General features: G+C 65.7%; 23 protein-coding genes and 1 tRNA gene. 9 read left to right on the top strand and 15 right to left on the bottom strand.

Translation table 11 applies throughout. The features are described 5' to 3' along the window. Window positions 1–109 precede the first annotated feature (109 nt). Complete coding sequence (locus AC5P53_RS06210) at window positions 110–592, top strand: pilin (RefSeq protein ID WP_126411197.1); 483 nt, start codon at window positions 110–112, stop codon at window positions 590–592. 6 nt (window positions 593–598) lie between these two features. Next, complete coding sequence (locus tag AC5P53_RS06205; protein ID WP_126411198.1) at window positions 599–1090, top strand: response regulator; 492 nt, start codon at window positions 599–601, stop codon at window positions 1088–1090. Here AC5P53_RS06205 and AC5P53_RS06200 read toward each other — a convergent pair. After that, window positions 1059–1316 carry a hypothetical protein gene (locus tag AC5P53_RS06200; protein WP_061478083.1) on the bottom strand — a complete coding sequence of 86 codons (258 nt, stop codon included), beginning with the start codon at window positions 1314–1316 and terminating at the stop codon, window positions 1059–1061. The two genes, AC5P53_RS06205 and AC5P53_RS06200, sit on opposite strands and share 32 nt — an antisense overlap. A 394-nt stretch (window positions 1317–1710) precedes the next feature. Between AC5P53_RS06200 and AC5P53_RS06195 the strand changes: the two genes are divergently transcribed. The 4 genes from AC5P53_RS06195 (at window position 1711) to AC5P53_RS06180 (ending at window position 3249) form a co-directional block, all read left to right on the top strand. Continuing rightward, entirely contained in the window at window positions 1711–1992 is a 282-nt protein-coding gene (locus AC5P53_RS06195; RefSeq protein ID WP_126411199.1) for a hypothetical protein, read from the top strand. Window positions 1993–2004: 12 nt separating this feature from the next. Beyond that, complete coding sequence (locus AC5P53_RS06190; RefSeq protein WP_014647839.1) at window positions 2005–2238, top strand: DUF1653 domain-containing protein; 234 nt, start codon at window positions 2005–2007, stop codon at window positions 2236–2238. Window positions 2239–2330: 92 nt separating this feature from the next. Beyond that, window positions 2331–2903 carry a TetR/AcrR family transcriptional regulator gene (locus AC5P53_RS06185; protein ID WP_049442390.1) on the top strand — a complete coding sequence of 191 codons (573 nt, stop codon included), beginning with the start codon at window positions 2331–2333 and terminating at the stop codon, window positions 2901–2903. A gap of 13 nt (window positions 2904–2916) precedes the next feature. Continuing rightward, window positions 2917–3249, top strand: coding sequence for an SMR family transporter (locus AC5P53_RS06180; protein ID WP_014647841.1), 333 nt, complete (start codon window positions 2917–2919; stop codon window positions 3247–3249). A gap of 22 nt (window positions 3250–3271) precedes the next feature. Here the strand turns inward: AC5P53_RS06180 and AC5P53_RS06175 are convergent, their stop codons facing one another. Together AC5P53_RS06175 and AC5P53_RS06170 are read right to left on the bottom strand one after the other, a co-directional pair. After that, window positions 3272–3445: a DUF1328 domain-containing protein gene (locus AC5P53_RS06175; protein WP_005417836.1), complete on the bottom strand. Its 174-nt coding sequence runs from the start codon at window positions 3443–3445 to the stop codon at window positions 3272–3274. Window positions 3446–3539: 94 nt separating this feature from the next. After that, window positions 3540–4181 carry a LysE family translocator gene (locus tag AC5P53_RS06170; protein WP_241887698.1) on the bottom strand — a complete coding sequence of 214 codons (642 nt, stop codon included), beginning with the start codon at window positions 4179–4181 and terminating at the stop codon, window positions 3540–3542. Between the two features lie 162 nt (window positions 4182–4343). Between AC5P53_RS06170 and AC5P53_RS06165 the strand changes: the two genes are divergently transcribed. Further along, entirely contained in the window at window positions 4344–5036 is a 693-nt protein-coding gene (locus AC5P53_RS06165) for an aspartate/glutamate racemase family protein (RefSeq protein ID WP_032956186.1), read from the top strand. Between the two features lie 12 nt (window positions 5037–5048). Here the strand turns inward: AC5P53_RS06165 and AC5P53_RS06160 are convergent, their stop codons facing one another. Continuing rightward, complete coding sequence (locus AC5P53_RS06160; RefSeq protein ID WP_032956187.1) at window positions 5049–5444, bottom strand: hypothetical protein; 396 nt, start codon at window positions 5442–5444, stop codon at window positions 5049–5051. A gap of 241 nt (window positions 5445–5685) precedes the next feature. Between AC5P53_RS06160 and AC5P53_RS06155 the strand changes: the two genes are divergently transcribed. Together AC5P53_RS06155 and AC5P53_RS06150 are read left to right on the top strand one after the other, a co-directional pair. Continuing rightward, window positions 5686–6207, top strand: coding sequence for a DUF3011 domain-containing protein (locus AC5P53_RS06155; RefSeq protein ID WP_495227178.1), 522 nt, complete (start codon window positions 5686–5688; stop codon window positions 6205–6207). Window positions 6208–6293: 86 nt separating this feature from the next. Beyond that, the gene (locus AC5P53_RS06150) at window positions 6294–6743 is read left to right on the top strand and encodes a GNAT family N-acetyltransferase (RefSeq protein ID WP_241887696.1); all 450 of its coding nucleotides are present in this window, start codon (window positions 6294–6296) and stop codon (window positions 6741–6743) included. Here the strand turns inward: AC5P53_RS06150 and AC5P53_RS06145 are convergent. From AC5P53_RS06145 to thrS, 11 genes are all read right to left on the bottom strand, one after another. Then, window positions 6722–7063 carry a low molecular weight protein tyrosine phosphatase family protein gene (locus AC5P53_RS06145; RefSeq protein ID WP_014647846.1) on the bottom strand — a complete coding sequence of 114 codons (342 nt, stop codon included), beginning with the start codon at window positions 7061–7063 and terminating at the stop codon, window positions 6722–6724. The genes AC5P53_RS06150 and AC5P53_RS06145 overlap by 22 nt on opposite strands. Continuing rightward, complete coding sequence (locus AC5P53_RS06140) at window positions 7060–7260, bottom strand: hypothetical protein (protein WP_049442386.1); 201 nt, start codon at window positions 7258–7260, stop codon at window positions 7060–7062. Before AC5P53_RS06140 ends, AC5P53_RS06145 begins: the two co-directional genes overlap by 4 nt. Window positions 7261–7377: 117 nt before the next feature. Continuing rightward, window positions 7378–7454 (bottom strand) — tRNA-Pro (locus tag AC5P53_RS06135). Window positions 7455–7522: 68 nt separating this feature from the next. Beyond that, entirely contained in the window at window positions 7523–7879 is a 357-nt protein-coding gene (locus tag AC5P53_RS06130; RefSeq protein WP_005410431.1) for a MerR family transcriptional regulator, read from the bottom strand. After that, the gene (locus AC5P53_RS06125) at window positions 7860–8159 is read right to left on the bottom strand and encodes an integration host factor subunit alpha (RefSeq protein ID WP_005410432.1); all 300 of its coding nucleotides are present in this window, start codon (window positions 8157–8159) and stop codon (window positions 7860–7862) included. Before AC5P53_RS06125 ends, AC5P53_RS06130 begins: the two co-directional genes overlap by 20 nt. A 27-nt stretch (window positions 8160–8186) precedes the next feature. Next, window positions 8187–10568: a phenylalanine--tRNA ligase subunit beta gene (gene pheT, locus AC5P53_RS06120; RefSeq protein ID WP_241887695.1), complete on the bottom strand. Its 2382-nt coding sequence runs from the start codon at window positions 10566–10568 to the stop codon at window positions 8187–8189. A 102-nt stretch (window positions 10569–10670) separates the two neighbouring features. After that, entirely contained in the window at window positions 10671–11666 is a 996-nt protein-coding gene (locus tag AC5P53_RS06115; protein WP_005417865.1) for a phenylalanine--tRNA ligase subunit alpha, read from the bottom strand. Between the two features lie 193 nt (window positions 11667–11859). Beyond that, window positions 11860–12219 (bottom strand): 50S ribosomal protein L20, encoded by a 360-nt coding sequence (gene rplT, locus AC5P53_RS06110; RefSeq protein ID WP_241887694.1) that lies wholly within the window; start codon window positions 12217–12219, stop codon window positions 11860–11862. Window positions 12220–12230: 11 nt separating this feature from the next. Next, a complete protein-coding gene (gene rpmI, locus AC5P53_RS06105) occupies window positions 12231–12428 on the bottom strand; it encodes a 50S ribosomal protein L35 (RefSeq protein ID WP_005410436.1) in 198 nt (65 codons plus the stop codon). Between the two features lie 265 nt (window positions 12429–12693). Then, window positions 12694–13236, bottom strand: coding sequence for a translation initiation factor IF-3 (gene infC / locus AC5P53_RS06100; protein ID WP_079222586.1), 543 nt, complete (start codon window positions 13234–13236; stop codon window positions 12694–12696). A gap of 48 nt (window positions 13237–13284) precedes the next feature. Beyond that, window positions 13285–15186, bottom strand: a complete 1902-nt coding sequence (gene thrS, locus AC5P53_RS06095) for a threonine--tRNA ligase (RefSeq protein ID WP_032957627.1) — start codon at window positions 15184–15186, stop codon at window positions 13285–13287. Between the last annotated feature and the right edge of the window lie 290 nt (window positions 15187–15476).

Genomic DNA, 15476 nt, shown 5'->3' with positions numbered 1-15476 from the left:
TCGCTGACGCAAGTCACTGCGCGGACTGCCCAACCTGCCACAGTCGCATGCGCCTTTCCATTGCGTGCGCCAGCCACGATTCAAAGTTGATTTCCTCATGGAGGAACCTATGAAAAATAAAATCTCAAGGGCCGGCCACGCGGGGAGGCGTACACATCGGCAACGAGGGTTTTCTCTGGTCGAACTCATGGCGGTCGTAGCCATCATTGCAGTTCTTTCCCTGATAGCGGTCCCGCAATACAAGAAGTTCTCTACCAAAGCCAAGCTGGCGGCGGCGTTGGCCGAGCTGGCCGGCGGGAAGGCAGGAGTAGAGGCGTGGCTGGCCGAACGCGGTGATCTACATGGCTCGGACAATCGCAAGCTGGGACTGCCGGAGAGCAGTGAGCGCTGTGAAACCATTACAACAATGATTGCTCCGGACGGCGACCTGGAAATCAATTGCCTGCTGCGATCCGATGCTGGCTACAACCTGGGCACATGGCGTGGCAACCTGACGCTGATCAGGGATTCGGACAACCATGAATGGCGCTGCTGGACTGCCATCCCCTACTACGACCTCCTGCCCAAAGGCTGTGGCCCCGACAATCCATAGCCTGCTATGCAGATACTTCAAGCTGTTCACGCTTTCCCGCTCCAGTCAGGCAGTGCCGCCTGCGAAAGCCGGCCATCTCCCCTCCCCTCCCTCGTCATCGCCGATGCAAACCCCTGGATCCGACGCGAACTGATACGCAGACTCCAGTCTCATCTGGACGGCAAAACCCTCGGCGAAGCGCGCTCGCCCGCAGACGTTCTGACCCAGATCGCCAGCCCGCGCTGCAACGTACTGATCATCGATCCCTGCATGCCGACTGTGGGCCAGGCCGACGGCATGCCACTGCTGCGCCGCATCTGCTGCCTGCGCAGGGATCTGCTCATCCTCGTGCTGGCCCAACAGCCCTTGCGCGTACTGCAGGATCGCGCCCTGCCGGCACAGATCGGTCATGTCTATGCCAAGACGGTGAATCCGTCGTGGCTGTGCCATGTCGTAAGCCAGGCACTGCGCGGGGGATCCTCCGGCGTTACGCCACCGGCGCAGGACGCAGGCCGGTAACCGGCCCCGAGGCGGTTGCCATCGCCTCGAAATGCACGGCATCCACGCTGCTGCCCAGCGCCTCCACGCGCACCGTGCTGCCCTGGCCGGTCCGGCGATGGTGGGCGCTGGCCAGGCCAACCGCGGCATCGAACGCTGCGGCCCCGGAGTTGAATGCTTCGGCGACGCCTGCGGCCGGGTCCAACAGGGACCACTGCGCGGCACTGCACTTGACGGTAATGACCATGGGACGCTCCTTCTGGGATAGGCGCAGGGGGCACCAGAGCCTCTGCTGATGCCGTCACCCTAGCCATGCCATCAGGGTGGTCCCATCAGAAAAGTACGAAAAGTCCGCGCCAGTGCGTCAGAACCCCACCCTCATCACATCCCTGAGTCCGTTTAGCTCGTTCATTCCGTGATCCTTGTCACGGAGTCAGCTGGGCTTCACACTACCATCATCAACAGGGGCCCCTTCCACATGCGCACCTTCTTCTCGCACCAGCGTTCGACGTTGCTGAAGTTCTATTTCGTGGCCAGCTATCTGATTCTGATCGAAGAGTTGGTCCGCGCCGCCGTGCATTGAGCGCTTGCTAACGGGCTATTTGCGACAGAATATGTTGCTTTACGCACGGAGCTCGCGCATGAAGGTGCTTCTTCTGATTCCAGCGCTGCTGGTTCTGGCCGCATGCGCGAGCCCGGACAATGCAGCCCCACGTGCCGACGGCAAGCCTTCGACCACCACGCCGAGGGTAGGCGGCGATCGCGACGCGCATGGCTGCATCGGCTCGGCCGGCTACCAGTGGTGCGAGCACAGCCAGCGCTGCGAGCGGCCCTGGGAGCTGGCACAGGCACACGGCCTGGCCAACAGCGCCGAGGCGATCGACGCGTACTGCGCCACGCCCGCCAGCCCGGCGCGCAAGTGAGCACGACCCGTCATGGCTGAGCTGAGTCCCCTGCCCGACCTCGCCCGTGGCCGGTATCGCCACTTCAAGGGCGGCGAGTACGAAGTGATCGACATCGTCCGCAGCAGCGAGACGCTGGAACCATTGGTGCTGTACCGCGCACTCTACGGCGAAGGTGGCCTGTGGGTACGCCCCTACCCGATGTTCGTCGAGCAGGTCCCAGGCAAACACGGCCCGCAGGCGCGTTTCGCACGCATCGACGATTGATCCGGCTCCCACCGGGCGGTGGCCGATGGTCGCGCCGGTGACGCGATCCGGCTGCGCTACAAATCATACCGTCCAGTCGGTTTCTTCCCATCATGTCCCCGCCCCCTCCCCGCTCGCGGCGCAAAGCACCCGACAGCGTGCGCCAGTCATTGCTGCACGCCACCATCGCCGTGATTGGCCAGAACGGGCTGGCGGCACTGACCGTGCAGGATGTCGCGCGCGTGGCCGGGGTCAGCAAGGGCGCGTTGTTCCACCATTTCAGCAGCAAGCAGGCGCTGGTCGATGAAGCCATCGGCGCACTCATCGGCGAGTTCGAGGCGCGTGTGCGCACGCTCCTGCAGGACGGCACGCCCGGCCACGGCTGCTTCAGCCGCGCCTATGTGCGGGCCAACTTCGAGCACCTGCTGCAGCAGGAACAGGACAACGACGTCGGCCTGACCCTGGGCAACCTGATGGAGCCGGCCCTGCTGGCGCACTGGCGCGACTGGAAGCGCGCGATGCTGGCCGAGTTCCCCGGCGAAGCCGGCGATCCGCGCCTGTACGCGGCACGCTGCGCGGCCGATGGCTATTGGGCCACCGCCTATGGTCGGCCGCTGGACGAAGCAGAGCGCCTCAATGCGCTGGCGATGGCCGAGCAGGCCCTCAAGCTGTGCGACCCGCAGTGACCCGGAGCCCGCGATGAACCCCTATATCTACCTGGCCGCCGCCATCGTGCTGGAAGTGATTGCCACGTCGCTGCTGAAGGCCTCGGACGGCATGAGCCGGCTGTGGCCGACACTGGGCGCGCTGGTCGGCTACGGGCTGTGCTTCTACCTGCTGTCGGTCACCATGAAGTCGGTGCCGACCGGCATCGCCTATGCGATCTGGTCCGGCGTCGGCATCGTGCTGATCTCGCTGATCGGCCTGGTGGTGTTCAAGCAGCGGCTGGATGCAGCTGCGCTGGCCGGCATCGCGCTGATCTGCGCCGGCGTGCTGGTGATCAACCTGTTCTCGCGCAGCAGCGCGCACTGAACACGCTGCTGCGCGGCAGGTGCTAGCTGACCTTCTTCGCCACGCTCATGCCGATCAGGAACAGCACCACGGCAATGATGATGCCGGCCCAGAACAGGAACTTGGCGATGCCCACAGCGGCACCGGCGATGCCGCCGAAGCCCAGCACGCCGGCGATGATGCCGATGATGGCGAAAATGATGGCCCACTTGATCATGTCAGTCCTTACCCCGCAGGGAACGCAAACGGTGTGATCAGGCTAGGCCGCAGCCGATGCGGCAGTCGTGAAAAGGCCGCGTGTGCGGCGTGAATCAGCGCGGCCGGAAGCGCAGCAGCGCCACCGCGAAGGCCAGGAACACGCTTCCCACCAGCCGCTCGAACCAGCGCCGTGCGAATGGCTTTGCAAGCCAACGACGCAGGCCGTGGCCACCGGCGGCGTACATCACGTACCAGAACAGTTCGCAGGCCGCGAAGGTCGCCACCAGCACGCTGTACTGCATGGCCTGGCTACGCGACGGATCAACGAACTGCGGCAGGAACGCCGCAGCGAACAACAACAGCTTGGGGTTGCTCAGGCCAACCCACAGGCCGCCACGGAATACCATCGCTGCGCCATGTACCGGCGCCAGTGTGACCTCGGCAGCATCGGCCACCGCGGGTGCCGGGCGGCAGCTGTCACGCCACGCCTTGATGCCAAGCCAGGCCAGGTAGGCCACACCGAGATAGCGCAGCACTTCGAACAGCATCGGCGAGGAGTGCAGCAACGCGCTCAGGCCCGCAGCGGATGCGGCCAGCACCAGCAGCATCGCCAGCAGGCAGCCGGCCATGGCCGGCACGCTGCCACGGAACCCCAGCCCGACGCTGCGCCCGAGGATGTGCAGCATGTTCGGCCCGGGCGTCCCGCACAGCACGAAGACCGTGGCCAGGAACCACCACCAGGTATGCAGGGCCATTGCCGGTTTCCACTTCAGAAGACGGCACCAGCATAGGGCACCCATGCAGGACGCGGCACATACAGCGGGCGGTGGATGCGACGGTTACAGATGCCGGCGCCCGTGCACGGCAGCGCCACTGCCATCTGTGCTGCAATGGCCGTCTCTGGCTTGGAGCAGTGCATGAAGACCCTTGGCCTGATCGGCGGCATGAGCTGGGAAAGCTCGGCGCAGTACTACCGGCTCATCAACGAGGCGGTGCGGCATCGCCTCGGTGGCGCGCATTCGGCGCAACTGCTGCTGTGGTCGGTGGATTTCGCCGGCATCAAGCAGCTGCAGCACGACGGCCAATGGGATCTGCTGGGCAACCACATGCTGGATGCTGCACGGCGGCTGCAGGCCGGTGGCGCCGAGCTGCTGGTGATCTGCACCAACACCATGCACACGCTGGCCGGCCGGATCGAAGCCGGATGCCCGCTGCCCCTGCTGCATATCGCCGACCCGACCGCCGCGGCGATCCTGCAGGCCGGCATCCGCAAGGTGGGACTGCTCGGCACCGCCTTCACCATGGAGCAGGCGTTCTACCGCGACCGGCTGCAGGACCGCTTCGGGCTGGAGGTACTGGTTCCGGAGGCCGATGATCGCCGCAGCGTGCACGACATCATCTACCAGGAGCTGATCTGCGGCGTGGTCAGCGAGCATTCGCGGCAGGCGTACGCCGGCGTGATCGCGCGCCTGGTTGCACGCGGCGCCGAAGCGATCATCCTCGGCTGTACCGAAATCATGTTGCTGGTCCGCGCCGAGGACAGCCCGGTGCCGCTGTTCGACACCACCACCCTGCACGCCCTGGCGGCGGTGGATGCGGCACTGGCCTGACCCTGCGCGCTGTCAGTCTTCGCCCTGCACTTCCAGTGCGGTGATCAACCAGTCGACCACGGCCTGCGAATCACACAGGAAGAAGATGGCATCGCCCGAACGCGCCTCGGTCAGCAGCCGATAGACGGTAATCGCCACTGCCGACTGGTTGGCGATGAACACCTCCGGGCTGCGCGGTCCCTCGCTGTGGCCGGCCACGGCATGCAGCGCCTTGCGCGCAGCCACGGTGGCGGGCGGGTCCGCGCTGCGGGCCAGTTCCGGCCCGCGCAGGCCCCACGCAATGAACACATGCTTGCCCTTGAACGTGGTGTCCAGGACACGCACCTGCCCGGCCTCTGCGCCAGCCGAGCGATGAATGACGGTACTGCTGATCAACGCAACCCCCTGTGGTCGTCGTGGTCCGCGCATCCTCCTCCACACGCCGGCTGCACGCCAGTGACGGCAGCCACAGGCTGGGCCGGCAAGCGTGGGAGAGATGTAAGAAGGTGTAAGCCGATGCGATCGGATGTGCCGCGATGATAAGGGATGTAAGGCTCTGCATGGGCCGGTGCACACTACTAAATCCCCACTGAGCCAACGCCGGAACGATCCGTTCCGATGGCCCCGGGCTGGTCCATTCTTGCGGCCCATTCCCCTGCCGAGGCCCCCCATGACCCATCGCCTGCTGCTGCCGGTTGCCCTCCCCACCCTGGCCCTGCTGCTGGCCGCCACCACGGTGGCCGCCCAGGATTACGACAGCGATCCCATTGCGCCGCTGCGCTGCGAATCGCAGTTCAACAAGACCCAGCAGTGCCCGATCGAAGGCCGCATGCGCCTGGCCAGGCAGCTGTCGGTCACCCGCTGCGTAGAGGACCAGAACTGGGGCCAGAGCCGCCGCATGCTCCGGGTCACCGACGGCTGTCGCGCCGAGTTCGTGGCCGACGGACAGGGACGCGAACGCTGGCCGGGGCGCGGCCGTGACCGTGACCGTGACCGCGATGACGATGGCGAGCGCCTGGTCTGCGAGTCCTACGAGCAGAAGGACAAGGAATGCCGCATCCGTGTGCGCCACGAGGTACGCCTGGTCAAGCAGAAGTCGGTGACACCGTGCGTCGAGGATCGCAACTGGGGCTGGGACCGCCGCGGCGTGTGGGTCAGCGACGGCTGCCGTGCCGAGTTCCGTGTGTATTGACTGCCGACCACACGCTGGCTGTGGCGGATGCGCAGACACGGCCGACGCGATCGATAGACTGGGCGCACCCAGCCCAGGAGCCTTCGATGGTGCCGCCCGATCCCTCCTCGACGATGTTGCACATCCGCGAGGCAATGCCCGCCGACGTTTCCGCGTTGATCGCGCTCGACAGCGTTGCGGTCCACGATCCGCAACGCGCACGGCAGATCAGCGACTGGCAGGCCAATGGTGGCATGCACGTGGCCGAATGGGCCGGTCAGCTGGCCGGTTACCTGGTCATCCACCATCACTTCTTCGGCGAAGCCTTCGTCGAGATGCTGATGGTGGCGCGCGAACAACGCAGCCAGGGCGTCGGCGCCGCCCTGCTGCGCCATGCCATCGCGCTGCACGGCCACGGCAGGCTGTTCACTTCGACCAATGCTTCCAATACCGGCATGCAACGCCTGCTCGCCGCTTCGGGTTTCATCGACAGCGGCATCGTGCACGGATTGGACGAAGGCGATTCGGAGCTGCTCTACCGCTTTGCCGGCAGCTGATCGAGATACGTGGTCACCTTTGCATCCAGCAGGTCCATCAACAGCGGATCCATGCAGCGATAGTCGTCGGGGATATCCAGGCAATGCAGGCGCTTGTATTCCAGCAGGCGCGCATAGGCGGCCTGCAGGCGATGCTGGTGCTTGGCCTCCATCACGAAGATGACATCGGCCCAGCGGATATCCGCCGGGCCGATGGGGCGTCGTGCATGCGGACTGGTGCCGGCCGACAGCGCAGCGAAGCCGGGTCGCCGTCGCCACATGGCTTCGGCGGTCGGGCTGCGCAGCTGGTTGCGGCTGCAGACGAACAGCAGGTTGATCATTCCTGTTCCTGCAGTTGGCGGGCGCTGAGGACCGGATAGGTGAAGCCCAGCTGGCGTGCGCGCGCGAGCTTGGCATCGCGCGTATACAGCAGCTTCCAGTTCTTCTCGGGCTTGTAGCTGTAGGCGGTCGTGGCGCGGTCGCCACCACGGTTGCGAGCCTGGCTGCGACGCCAGGCACGGCTTCTTGCAGAATCCATGATGTGTTCTCGTGAGTACCGGGTTCAGCAGCCGCGGTAGTACGAGTGGCGCGCAGCATACACCGCACGCACAAAAAAGCCCACGCATCGCTGCGCGGGCTTCTTGATTCATCACAGTGGTCGGGACGGCCGGATTCGAACCGACGACCCTCTGCCCCCCAGGCAGATGCGCTACCAGGCTGCGCTACGCCCCGACTGATGCTGCGATGTGCCCGCCACTGCGGCGGGCCGTGAAGTATAGCGGATTACGATGGAAATGGGATCAGCGGCGCAGCAACTGCAGCACTTCTTCCAGCTCCATGCGCACCTGCTTGATGATCTGGTTGCTCAGCGCCGATTCCTCGCGGGCATCGGGGCCGTCCAGACGCAGGCGTGCACCACCGATCGTGTAGCCCTGTTCGTACAGCAGGCTGCGGATCTGCCGCACCATCAGCACGTCGTGGCGCTGGTAGTAGCGGCGGTTGCCTCGGCGCTTGGCCGGCTCAAGGCTGGGAAACTCGGTTTCCCAGTAGCGCAGGACATGCGGCTTGACGTCGCACAGCTCGCTGACTTCACCGATGGTGAAGTAGCGCTTGGCCGGGATCGGCGGTAGTTCGCGGTTACTGCCCGGATCCAGCATAAGCTTCCACCCTCTCCTTGAGCTTCTGGCCCGGACGGAAGGTGACCACCGTACGGGCGGAAATCGGAATTTCCTCGCCGGTCTTGGGGTTGCGACCCGGGCGCTGGTTCTTGCGCCGCAGATCGAAATTGCCGAAGCCCGACAGCTTCACCTGACGTCCCTGTTCCAATGCTTCACGCAGCACATCGAAAAACGCGTCGACGAATTCCTTGGCTTCCCGCTTGTTCAGACCGACTTCGTCGAACAGCTTTTCCGCCATCTCCGCCTTGGTCAATGCCATTGCCTGCTACCCCCGAGTGCTGCCCGCTCAGCCGCGGATCCGGGCGTGGTGTTCACGCTCGATGGCAGTGACCGCCTCGGCCACCACCGCATCCACGTCGCGGTCCGTCAGAGTGCGCGACTTGTCCTGCAAAATCAAGCCCATAGCGAGACTCTTGAATCCCGGCTCGACGCCCTGGCCGACGTAACGGTCGAACAGGTTCAGGTCGCGCAGCAGCGGGCCGGCGGCCTGGCGGACGGTGGCCGCCAGATCGGCCCAGGCCACCTGTTCAGGCACCAGGAACGCCAGGTCGCGACGCACCGCCGGGAAGCGCGACAGCTCGCCGGCGCGCGGCAGTCGGCGGGCCGTCAGCGGCTCCAGGTCCAGCTCGAAGGCGTAGACGTCGGCTTCGATATCCATCGCCCGGGTCAGGCGCGGGTGGATCTGGCCGATCCAGCCGATCGCCACGCCATCGCGGTACACCTCGGCCGAACGCGCCGGGTGGCCGTAGGCGCGGACGGACGGGCGGAACTCCAGCTGCGCGCCACTGGCGGCCGCCAGCGACTCCAGGTCGCCCTTCAGGTCATGGAAGTCGACCTTGCGGGTCGGCAGGCCCCACTGCACCGCCTGCGCCTCACCGCAGACCGCAGCGGCCACGCGCGGGGTTTCCAGCGGTGCCGGCTGGCCGTCTCCGGCCTGCTGGGCGAACACGCGGCCGAGCTCGAACAGGCGCACACGGCCCAACTGGCGGGCGGCGTTGCGGCCCAACGTGGCGACCAGGCCCGGCAGCAGCGACGGGCGCATCACCGCCAGTTCGGCCGACAGCGGGTTGGCCAGCGGCACCAGGCCGTCGCGCAGCTGCCACTGGGTCAGCAGCGCGTCGTCGACGAAGGCGAAATTGACGGTTTCCTGCTGGTCACGGGCGATCAGCTGGCGGCGCACGCTCAGCGCGTCCAGCTGGGTCTCGCTCGGCATCGCCACGCGCGAGGCACCGCCCGGCAGCGTGGTCGGGATCTGCTCGTAACCGTGGATGCGGGCCAGCTCTTCGATCAGGTCTTCTTCGATGGCGATGTCGAAGCGGCGGCTCGGCGCGACCACCTGCCAGCCGTCGGCGGCGGCGACCACGTCCATGCCCAGCGCGCGCAGGATGCGCTCGACTTCCGCATCGTCGATGGTGATGCCGAGCACGCGGGTGATGCGGGCGCGGCGCAGCACGATGGTCGCTGGCTGCGGCAGATCGGCTTCACGCACGGCCTCGGTGACCGGTGCCGGGGTACCGCCGGCCAGGTCCAGCACCAGGCGGGTGGCGTACTCGATCGCGGTGCGCGGCAGCGCCGGATCGACGCCGCGCTCGAAGCGATGGCCGGCATCGGTGTGCAGGCCCAGCTTGCGGCCACGACCCATGATCGCGGCCGGCGCGAAGTGCGCGGCTTCCAGGAACACGGCGGTGGTCGCGTCGGTGACGCGGGTGTCGAAGCCGCCCATCAGGCCGGCCAGGCCGACCGCGCGGTCAGCGTCGGTGACCACCAGGAAGCTGTCGTCCAGCGCAGCATCGCGGCCGTCCAGCAGCTTCAGCGTCTCGCCCGCGCGCGAACGGCGCACGGCGATGCTGCCCTGCAGGGTGCCCAGGTCGTAGGCGTGCATCGGCTGGCCCAGCTCCAGCATCACATACTGGGTGATGTCGACCAGCAGCGAGACTGGACGCACGCCACTGCGGCGCAGGCGCTCGGCCATCCACAACGGGGTCTTGGCGGCAGCATTGACGCCTTCGATGACACGGCCCAGGTAACGCGGCGCTTCGGCGCCGGCGTCGAGCTGGATGCCCAGCTCACGGCTGCCGACTGCCGGAATGGCGTCGGCAGCGAAGTCCAGCACTTCACTGCGGGTGGCGGCGGCGACGTCGTAGGCGATGCCGCGCAGGCTGAAGCAGTCGGCGCGGTTCGGGGTCAGCTTGATCTCGATGCTGGCATCCGGCAGGCCCAGGTACTCGACCAGGGTCTGGCCGACCGGTGCGTCGTCGGGCAGTTCCAGCAGGCCGGAAGCATCGTTGTCCAGGCCCAGTTCCTTGGCCGAGCACAGCATGCCGTTGGACTCAACGCCACGCAGCTTGGCCGGCTTGATCTTCAGCTCGCCGATCTGCGCACCGACCATCGCCAGCGGCGCGACCAGGCCCGGGCGCGCGTTCGGGGCGCCGCACACGATCTGCAGCAGTTCGCCCTGCCCGGCATCAACCCTGCACACCTGCAGGCGATCCGCTTCCGGATGGCGCACCGCGTCGACGATGCGTGCCACGACCACGTGGTCGAGGCCTTCGCCCAGCGCGGTCACGTCTTCCACTTCCAGGCCGATGGCGGTCAGCACTGCACTCAGTTCATCGCGCGAAGCGCCGGTCGGGACGTGGCTGCGCAGCCAGTTTTCGGAGAATTTCATGGTGTCATCCTGGTGGGCCCGGCGCATGCGCCTGGGCCTGCGAATTTGGGAGCAGTCGTTTCAGGAGCAGCCGGGCATGGCCCGGCTCTACAGGGTTGCGGCTTACGCGAACTGTTTCAGGAACCGCACGTCGTTCTCGAAGAACGCACGCAGGTCGTTGACGCCGTAGCGCAGCATTGCAAAGCGCTCCACGCCCATGCCGAAGGCGAAGCCGGTGTAGCGCTCCGGATCGATGCCGACGTTGCGCAGCACGTTCGGATGGACCATGCCGCAGCCCAGCACTTCCAGCCAGCGGGTGCTGCCATCGGGCTGCTGCCAGGCGATGTCCACTTCCGCGCCCGGCTCAACGAACGGGAAATAGCTGGGGCGGAAGCGCATTTCGAAATCGCGCTCGAAGAAGGCGCGCACGAACTCGGCCAGCGTGCCCTTCAGGTCGGCGAAGGTCGAATGCTCGTCCACCAGCAAGCCTTCCACCTGATGGAACATCGGCGAATGGGTCTGGTCGCTGTCGCTGCGGTACACCTTGCCGGCGGCGATCATGCGCAGCGGCGGTGCGTGGTCACCCATGTAGCGCACCTGCACGCCGGAGGTGTGCGTGCGCAGCAGGCGGCCGTCGCCGAAGTAGAAGGTGTCGTGCATGGCGCGCGCCGGATGGTGCGGCGGGAAGTTCAGCGCCTCGAAGTTGTGCCAGTCGTCCTCGATCTCCGGCCCTTCCGACAGCTCGTAGCCCAGCCGGCCGAAGATGCCGGTGATGCGCTCCAGGGTGCGGGTGATCGGATGCAGGCCGGCGCGGTCGCCGTTGCGACCCGGCAGGGTGATGTCGATGGCTTCGGCGGCCAGGCGTGCATCCAGTGCCGCATCTTCCAGCAGCGCCTTGCGCTCGCCGAGCGCGCGGGTCAGCGCGTCGCGGGCCTGGTTGATCGCTTCACCGGCGGCCTTGCGCTCGTCGGCCGGCAGGGCGCCGAGCTGCTTGAGCTGCGAGGTGATGCTGCCACTCTTGCCAAGCAGGGCCACGCGCAGCTGTTCCAGCACGTCGGGGCTCTGTGCGGCGGCCACATCGGCCAGCGCCTGGGTGGTGAGGGATTGGATGTCGCTCATGGGGGGCCGGAACTCCAGTCGATCTGCCATCGCGATGCGCGAAGGGCCGACCCCTGTCGCCACCGCCGTCCCCGCGCTGCCGCCATGGCCTCGCCGGGACCCAAAAAAGAATGGGGAAGGACTTGCGCCCTTCCCCATGCATTGCCTTGACCTGACACCGTTCCGGATGAACGGTTACGGCATCGGGAAGGACTTATGCCGCCAGCGCGCCCTTGGCCTTTTCGGCCAGCGCAGCAAAACCGGCTGCGTCGTGCACGGCGATGTCAGCCAGGACCTTGCGGTCCAGGGTGATGCCGGCCTTCAGCAGACCGTTCATGAAGCGGCTGTAGCTCAGGCCGTTGATACGGGAAGCCGCATTGATACGGGTGATCCACAGCGAACGGAAGTTGCGCTTCTTCTGCTTACGGCCGATGTAGGCGTACTGCTGTGCCTTGATGACCGCCTGCTTGGCGACGCGGAAGACCTTGCGGCGGGCGTTGTAATAGCCCTTGGCGAGATCCAGAATCTTCTTGTGGCGGCGACGCGCCTGTACGCCACGCTTAACTCGTGCCATTTTTCAGTTCCTCAGAGGTAAGGGAGCATGCGGTCCAGACGGCCTGCGTCTTCTGCACGGACATGGCCCGTCTGACGCAGATTACGCTTACGCTTGGTCGCTTTCTTCGTGAGGATGTGGCTACGGTTGGCGTGGCCGCACTTGTACTTGCCCGAGGCGGTCTTGCGGAAACGCTTGGCCGCTGCCCGGTTGGTCTTGATCTTGGGCATTGCAATGTCCTTGATGGGATTTGACCCTGGTTTCTGACTGATCTGGCGGCGGCCTGGGCCGCTCTTTCCGTCCTGCCATGATCGGCGTACGACCCGTCCTGGGTGGGTCGAGCCGGGCATGATACAGGCAAAACCGCCTTGCCACCAGCCCCAGCACCCCTTGCGCCGGCATTTCACCGGCATCCTGCAAAAGCAAAGGGACGCCAGTGGCGTCCCCTTACCCTGAACCATTCAGCCAGGCGCCCCGGAGGCGGCCCGTCAGGCCTCAGGTCTTCTTCTTCGGCGCGATCATCATGACCATCTGACGCCCTTCCAGGCGCGGACGGGATTCAATGACGATGTCCTCGCCCAGATCGGTCTCGATCCGGTTGGCCATTTCGCGACCCAGTTCCTGGTGGCTCATTTCACGGCCACGGAAACGGATGTTGACCTTGATCTTGTCGCCTTCTTCAAGGAACCCGCGCATCTTGCGCAGCTTGATCTGGTAGTCGCCCTCGTCCGTGACCGGACGGAACTTCACTTCCTTGATCTCGACCTGCTTGGTCTTCTTCTTGGCCTCGCTGGCCTTCTTCTGCGCTTCGAACTTGAACTTGCCGAAGTCCATGATCTTGCAGACCGGCGGATCGGCCTGCGGCTGGATTTCGACCAGGTCCAGGCCTTCATCTTCGGCCATGGACAGCGCTTCGTCGCGCGACAACACGCCGATCATTTCTCCGTCACTGCCGATCACGCGGACGCGCGGCACACGGATTTCCTGATTCTTGCGGTTCTGTTTGTTGTCAGGGGTGCTGATATTACGTTCTCCCAAGGGTATCGAACCGGTCCGGGTGCCTGTGCCCCCGGACCGGACCTTTGCTTACGCGCCCTCGGCCTGGAGCCGCTCGATGAAGGCCTGCAGGCTCATGCTGCCCAGGTCTTCGCCAGAACGCGTACGCACCGCCACAGCCCCATTTTCCTTCTCGCGGTCACCAATGACCAGCAGGTAGGGCACGCGCTGCAACGTATGCTCGCGGATTTTATAGCCGATCTTCTCGTTACGCAAATCCGAGCTGACGCGGAAGCCTTGCTCCGCAAGGGTTTTGGTCACGCCCGAGACGTAGTCGGCCTGGGCGTCGGTGATGTTGGCCACCACCACCTGGGTCGGCGCCAGCCAGGCCGGGAACTGGCCGGCGTGGTGCTCGATCAGGATGCCCAGGAAGCGCTCCATCGAGCCGACGATGGCGCGGTGCAGCATGACCGGATGCTTCTTCTGGCTGTTCTCGTCCACGTACTCGGCGCCCAGGCGGCCCGGCATCATGAAGTCGACCTGCATGGTGCCCAGCTGCCAGGTACGGCCGATGGCATCCTTCAGGTGGTACTCGATCTTCGGGCCGTAGAAGGCGCCCTCGCCCGGCAGCTCCTGCCATTCCACGCCACAGGCGGACAGCGCCGAACGCAGTGCGCCCTCGGCCTTGTCCCAGGTGGCGTCGTCGCCCAGGCGCGATTCCGGACGCAGCGCGATCTTGATCTGGATCTCGTCGAAGCCGAAGTGCTGGTAGACCGCCAGCGCCTGCTGGTGGAACGCGGTCACTTCCGATTCGATCTGGCTCTCGGTGCAGAACACATGGCCGTCGTCCTGGGTGAAACCACGCACGCGCAGGATGCCGTGCAGCGCGCCGGACGGCTCGTTGCGGTGGCAGGAACCGAACTCACCGTAGCGGATCGGCAGGTCGCGGTAGCTGTGCAGGCCCTGGTTGAACACCTGGATATGGCCCGGGCAGTTCATCGGCTTGACCGCGTAGGTGCGCTTCTCCGACTCGGTGAAGAACATGTTGTCCTGGTAGTTGTCCCAGTGGCCGGACTTCTTCCACAGGCTCACGTCCAGGATCTGCGGGCAGCGCACTTCGCCGTAGCCGCTGCTGCGGTAGACCTTGCGCATGTACTGCTCGACCACCTGCCACAACGCCCAGCCCTTCGGGTGCCAGAACACCAGGCCCGGCGCCTCTTCCTGCAGGTGGAACAGGTCCTGCTGCTTGCCGATGCGGCGGTGGTCGCGCATCTCGGCTTCCTCGATGCGCTTGATGTACGCCTCGAGCTGCTTCTTGTCGGCCCAGGCGGTGCCGTAGATGCGCTGCAGCTGTTCGTTCTGCGCATCGCCGCGCCAGTAGGCGCCGGAGATGCGGGTCAGCTTGAAGGCCTTCAGGAAGCGCGTGTTCGGCACGTGCGGGCCGCGGCACATGTCCACGTATTCCTGGTGGTAGTACATGCCCATCGCCTGGATGTCGTCGGACATGTCCTCGATCAGGCGCAGCTTGTAGTCCTCGCCACGGGCCTTGAAGATCTCGATCACTTCGGCGCGCGGCGTCATCTTCTTGATGACGTCGTAATCCTGGGCGATCAGCTCACCCATGCGCTTCTCGATCGCGGCCATGTCGTCCGGGGTGAACGGGCGCTCGGAATAGATGTCGTAGTAGAAGCCCTCGGCGATCACCGGGCCGATCACCATCTTCACGTCCGGGTACAGCTGCTTGACGGCGTGGCCGACCAGATGGGCGCAGGAGTGGCGGATGATCTCCACGCCCTCCTCGTCCTTGGCGGTGATGATGCGCAGGCTGGCATCGTGGTCGATGACGTCACTGGCATCGACCAGCACGCCGTCGACCGAGCCGGCGATGGTGGCCTTGGCCAGGCCGGCACCGATCGACTGGGCGACGTCCATGACGCTGACGGGGTTTTCGAACTCGCGGCGGCTGCCGTCGGGAAGGGTAATGTTGATCATCGCATTGGCTTCGTGCGGGGCCCGCTGGGCGGGCTGGAAAGCGTTCCCGGGCCATTGCCCGGGCAATAAAAAAGCGCCGCGAGGGCGCCTGGAACACAGGGCCTTCGGGGGCAAGTCAACAGTGGGCGGTGGTAGTGCTCATGTCGCACGCTCGGCCGGCGCTGGGCGCGGGCCACCTTGTTCCAGTCAGGGTTCTGCGACGATCTTAAACCAGCACACCGGAAAGCCCAAGGCCTACCGTACGGTCCGCTGAATGGCCCTCGCTGGCGGCGTGAAAACGCAATGATTAC

It is taken from the genome of Stenotrophomonas sp. YJH_SMC_82 (assembly GCF_059368875.1).
This window is presented reverse-complemented; position numbering and strand designations above follow the sequence as displayed.